This is a genomic window from Bacillus coahuilensis m4-4 (genome assembly GCF_000171615.1).
In the GTDB taxonomy this organism is placed as follows: domain Bacteria; phylum Bacillota; class Bacilli; order Bacillales; family Bacillaceae_K; genus Bacillus_T; species Bacillus_T coahuilensis.
In genome coordinates, this window is record NZ_ABFU01000025.1 from 1 (window position 1) to 5000 (window position 5000).

General features: G+C 34.7%; 4 protein-coding genes and 2 pseudogenes. 3 read left to right on the forward strand and 3 right to left on the reverse strand.

The annotated features are described in order from the left end of the window. Positions 1-81 precede the first annotated feature (81 nt). The 3 genes from M44_RS05930 to M44_RS05940 form a co-directional block, all read right to left on the reverse strand. Positions 82-1317: an aminopeptidase gene (locus M44_RS05930; protein ID WP_010171829.1), complete on the reverse strand. Its 1236-nt coding sequence runs from the start codon at positions 1315-1317 to the stop codon at positions 82-84. A gap of 98 nt (positions 1318-1415) precedes the next feature. After that, positions 1416-1601, reverse strand: a complete 186-nt coding sequence (locus M44_RS05935; protein ID WP_010171831.1) for a hypothetical protein — start codon at positions 1599-1601, stop codon at positions 1416-1418. Between the two features lie 140 nt (positions 1602-1741). After that, the gene (locus tag M44_RS05940) at positions 1742-2596 is read right to left on the reverse strand and encodes a glycine betaine ABC transporter substrate-binding protein (RefSeq protein ID WP_010171833.1); all 855 of its coding nucleotides are present in this window, start codon (positions 2594-2596) and stop codon (positions 1742-1744) included. Positions 2597-3119: 523 nt separating this feature from the next. On the opposite strand from M44_RS05940, the pseudogene M44_RS27885 reads away from it, so the two are divergent. The 3 genes and pseudogenes from M44_RS27885 to M44_RS20745 all read left to right on the forward strand — a co-directional run bounded on the left by M44_RS27885 (position 3120) and on the right by M44_RS20745 (position 4974). Continuing rightward, a pseudogene (locus M44_RS27885) lies at positions 3120-3589 on the forward strand (ATP-binding cassette domain-containing protein). Then, positions 3582-4145, forward strand: coding sequence for a CBS domain-containing protein (locus tag M44_RS27890; protein WP_010171839.1), 564 nt, complete (start codon positions 3582-3584; stop codon positions 4143-4145). Before M44_RS27885 ends, M44_RS27890 begins: the two are co-directional and overlap by 8 nt. Next, a pseudogene (locus M44_RS20745) lies at positions 4138-4974 on the forward strand (ABC transporter permease). Before M44_RS27890 ends, M44_RS20745 begins: the two are co-directional and overlap by 8 nt. Positions 4975-5000: the final 26 nt, after the last annotated feature.

Sequence of the window (5000 nt, forward strand, 5' to 3'; positions counted from 1 at the left end):
GTTAATTCTAAAATAATAATAAAAAGAAGTACTTCAAAAAATCGTCTTTTAACGACCTTTTGAGTCAGCCTCCATTACCAGTTAATTTATTGCCCAATTGCCATTTCGGAAAATTGGTTGAGTGGTTCCATCGTCAAGTACACCGTCAATATTTAACTCGCCAGAACCAATCATAAAATCTACATGAGTTATACTTTTATTAAACCCAATTTGATTTAATTCTTCATCATTCATTTCCTTACTATTTTCTACACAAATACCAAGTGCATTTCCTAAGGCTAAGTGGCAGGATGCATTTTCATCAAATAAAGTATTATTGAAAACTACTCCAGTATTAGAAATAGGAGAATCATGTGGAACAATGGCAATTTCACCAAGGTATTTTGCTCCTTCATCTGTATCTAATAAATTCTTTAACGTTTCATATCCCTTTTCAGCAGAAAAATCAATTACTTTACCATCTTTAAATGTCAATGTGAATTGATCAATAATATTCCCGCTATATACTAGAGGTTTTGTGCTACTCACTGTACCATTTACTCCATATTTGTTTGGGATTGTGAAAACTTCTTCTGTTGGTAAGTTTGGAACGAATGCAATGCCTTGGTCATTTGTAAATTCAGCACAAATCCATTTCGCGTTATTTGTTATTTCAATCGTTAAGTCTGTTCCTGGGCCTTGATAGTGAAGTTTTTTAAATTGCTTATTATTAAGCTTATTGGCATTTAACGTCATCTCTTTAATATGTTTTTTCCAAAGTGAAACAGGATCTTCTTGATCAACGCGAGTTGTATAAAAAATTAACTCCCATAGTTTTGTTAGTGCCTCTTCTTCAGACAAATCAGGGAAGACGTTAGCAGCCCACTCTTTTGTGGCATAGGTTACAATTACCCACGAAATGGAACCATTCGTTATGTATTGAAAAAACGGATTCATTCTACTGCTACTTGATTTATTAATTGAAGCCATTCTACTTGGATCTACATCTTTATAAAAAGATGGATTAGGAGTTTGTAAATTTAAGAACGCAATATTTTCTTCTGCCAAATCGACATATCCGTTTGCAATGTATGTAGGAACACCAGTTAGTCCTTCTTCTGGGGCATGTGTAACTGTTAGTTTTTGTATTTCTTCGTCACGATAATCTACAAGCACTTCTAGAGCCCCAGCTTCATACGCTTTCTTTGTCACGAGACGAATAAATGCTGATGCAGAAATGTCTCCACGAATTAATAATTTTTGTCCATTTTGTAAGTTAAGTCCTACACGGACCACTAAATCTGCATATTTTTCTAATTGATTAACAAATTGATTCATAAACATCCTCCTTTAGTTACTATCTTTTATTTTACTACGAAATTCGAAATAAGAGGAGTGGAAATTGAATGACGAAAAAAAGGATGCACTCGGCATCCTTAATCATGAATTAACGAATGTTTTTGACCTTCTTCTATCGTTTCAATTCCACCGATGACATCTTTAAAATAAAAATACCCACAGCTATGACAAATCATATCAATAGTGGTACTGCTTTCATAGACGTCTATCTCTTTGTTGCATAATTTGCAGCACCTTTTAATGGAGATAAGAGTTTCTTCCATTAAAAAGGCCTCCTTATTTGTAGTATATCTTTAAAATTCGATAAATTCTTAAAATTACCTGCATAATCTCTCTAATTTTTAAAGAAATGTAAAAAAGGAGGGGAAATTGACTTTTCCACTCCTTTCATTCATTCATTCAATTATTCCATCCAACTAGTAATTAAATCTTGATTTTCTTCTACCCATTTTTTCGCGCCTTCTTCTGGACTGCTATCTTCAATATATTTCATGAGAGTTCCAAGTTGGTCATCATTAAGTTCCCAAGCTTCAAATGCATCGAAAACTTCAGGATAATCCTTGTCGAAACCTTCTCGAGCTAAGTAATGAATGTTATCGGGTTCCCCGTAAACTCCTCTAGGGTCTTCTAAATATTTTATATCATATTCAGCAAATGCCCAATGTGGATTCCAAAGAGTAACCGCGACAGGTGACTCATCATCCATTGCTTTTTTAAGCTCCGTTAACATAGCAGGTTCAGAAGACTGAACGAGTTCGTAATCTAAATTATATTCTTCTAACATTGTGCCAGAGATATCCATTAAACTAGTGCCAGCTTCTATTCCGAAAATTTTTCCATCAAGCTCACTTGAAACATTGGAAAGATCTTCAAGAGTTGTTACTTCACTCATGTAAGTAGGAACTGCAATACCTAAACCTGTTCCTTCATACCAGCTATCTCCAGTAATAATACTGTCTTTATACTCTTTATAGAATGGTTCATCCGTAAAAGGTAACCATGCTTCAGGAGCAATATCTACGTCACCTTCCGCAACGCTAGTCCAAACTCCAGCTTTTTCTAGCTCGGTAAGTTTTACCTCATAACCTTTTTCTTCTAATACTACTTTCCACATATTAGAGACAGCCACATTTTCAGCCCAGTTATTAATAGCAAACTCTAACTCACCTTTACTACTACTTGTTTCCTCACTACATGCACCTAATAACATACCAGCTGCAATCGTCATACTTGCTAACGTCATTGTCTTTTTCTTCATACGTTTCTCACATACCTCCTAAACTAAGTAAAAAAAACTACCTGGTTAACCATAACATAGCACTATTAATTTTGCAAAAAAGTTAGTTTATTTACATTTGTTTACCATAACAAATATGTTATGTAAACAATTGTAATTGAGTTGAATTTTCATACAATCCTTGAAATTTAATAGAAACCTATGTTTTACTAGAATAGTAGTCGTTACTCCTCGATTATTCTTCGAAATAAAACCTTATTTTTATTTCAAATTTTTCAACTACTACTCCTACTTAATAGTATTTCACGATTATTTTATCTAGGAAGTTGTAACTAAACGACAAATTGACAGATGAGGTGACCTTATGGATCAAGTGAAAATTAAAGTCCAAGATGTGACAAAAATCTTTGGGAAAAACCCGAAAAAGGGAGTCCAATTATTATCAGATGGTAAAAGTAAGAGTGACATTTTAAAAGAAACAGGAATGACAGTTGGAGTCAATCGAGCTAGTTTCGAGGTAAAACAAGGAGAAATTTTTGTGATTATGGGATTGTCAGGTAGTGGTAAATCAACCCTTGTACGACTTCTTAATAGATTAATTGAACCGACAAGTGGTCACGTTTATATTGATGAGAAAGATATCGTGAAAATGAATAGCGAAACGTTAAGAGAGGTAAGAAGAAAGAAGCTAAGTATGGTTTCCAAAGATTTGCGTTATTTCCTCATAGGACAGTATTAGAAAATGCAGCATATGGGCTTGAGGTGCAAGGTATAGAAAAAAATGAAAGAAAACTAAAAGCGATGAATTCTTTAGAATTAGTAGGATTAAGAGGGTATGAGGAATCATATCCAAACCAATTAAGTGGTGGGATGCAGCAGCGTGTTGGTCTTGCAAGAGCATTAGCGAATGACCCTGACGTTTTATTAATGGACGAAGCATTTAGTGCTTTAGATCCTTTAATTCGTAAAGATATGCAAGATGAATTACTAGAGCTTCAAGAAAAAAATGCATAAAACAATCGTGTTCATTACTCATGATTTAGATGAAGCATTACGCATTGGTGATCGAATTGCTCTTATGAAGGATGGAAGTATTGTTCAAGTAGGAACACCTGAAGAAATAATGATGAATCCAGCTAACGATTATGTTGAGCGTTTTGTTGAAGATGTAAATCTTGCCAAGGTATTAACAGCAGAAACCGTTATGAATCGAGCAGAAACCATTCCAATGGATAGAGGACCAAGAGTTGCATTAAAGCTTATGAAGGATGCAGGAATATCGAGTGTAATTGTGGTAAATAAAAAGAAACAATTTGAAGGAGTTTTAACAGCAGAACAGGTGAATGTGGCGATTAAGCAAGAGCAAACTATTGAAACTTACATGAATAGAAATGTGCCAATTGCTAATAAAGATGAAGTTTTAGAGGATTTGTTTGAAAAAATGGCTAGTAGTCCTTTTCCTTTACCTGTTCTTGATGAAGAAAGACGAGTAAAAGGGATCATTAAAAGAGAAAGCGTCATTCAAGCTCTTGCCGGATTTGATCTAGAAGAGGTGAAAGATAATGAATAATATTCCTAGATTGCCCGTAAAAGACTGGGTAGATTCATTAGTTGATTGGATACAAGATACATTTGAAGAATTTTTTGAGATTATCGATATAGGGATTGAGAATTTTGTAGAAGCTCTTGTATTTGGGTTAAATTTAGTCCCTGCTTTCTTCATGATTTTTATTTTAACAGGCTTAGGATATATGGTTACTAAAAAATGGGGATTACCGGTCTTTACATTAGTTGGATTTTTATTCATCTTAAATATTGGGTATTGGGAAGCAACACTTCAGACGTTAGCCCTTGTGTTAACAGCTGTATTAATCTCCGTCATTGTAGGTGTACCTCTTGGTATATGGTCTTCTCAGAAAAAAGAGTAGAAGAGATTATCACACCGATTCTTGATTTTATGCAGACGATGCCAGCTTTTGTATATTTGATTCCATGTATATTATTTTTCTCTATTGGTGTAACCCCAGGGATTATTGCATCGGTTATTTTTTGCTATGCCCCCAACGATTCGATTAACGAATCTAGGAATTCGTCAAGTTCCAGAGGACTTGGTTGAAGCTTCTAATGCTTTTGGGTCAACTACTGGTCAGAAGTTATTTAAGGTCCAGTTACCTTTAGCCACTAAAACCATTATGGCTGGTATTAACCAAAGCATTATGCTTTCTTTATCAATGGTGGTCATTGCGTCACTAGTTGGGGCCCCTGGGTTAGGTGTATATGTGTACCGGGCAGTAACACGTATTGAAGTTGGTACAGGATTTGAAGCGGGCTTATCCATTGTCATTCTAGCGATATTCCTTGACCGTATTACCCAAAACCTTAAAACATCTAATCAATAATGCATTAAAAAAGGTGTCTAAATGAC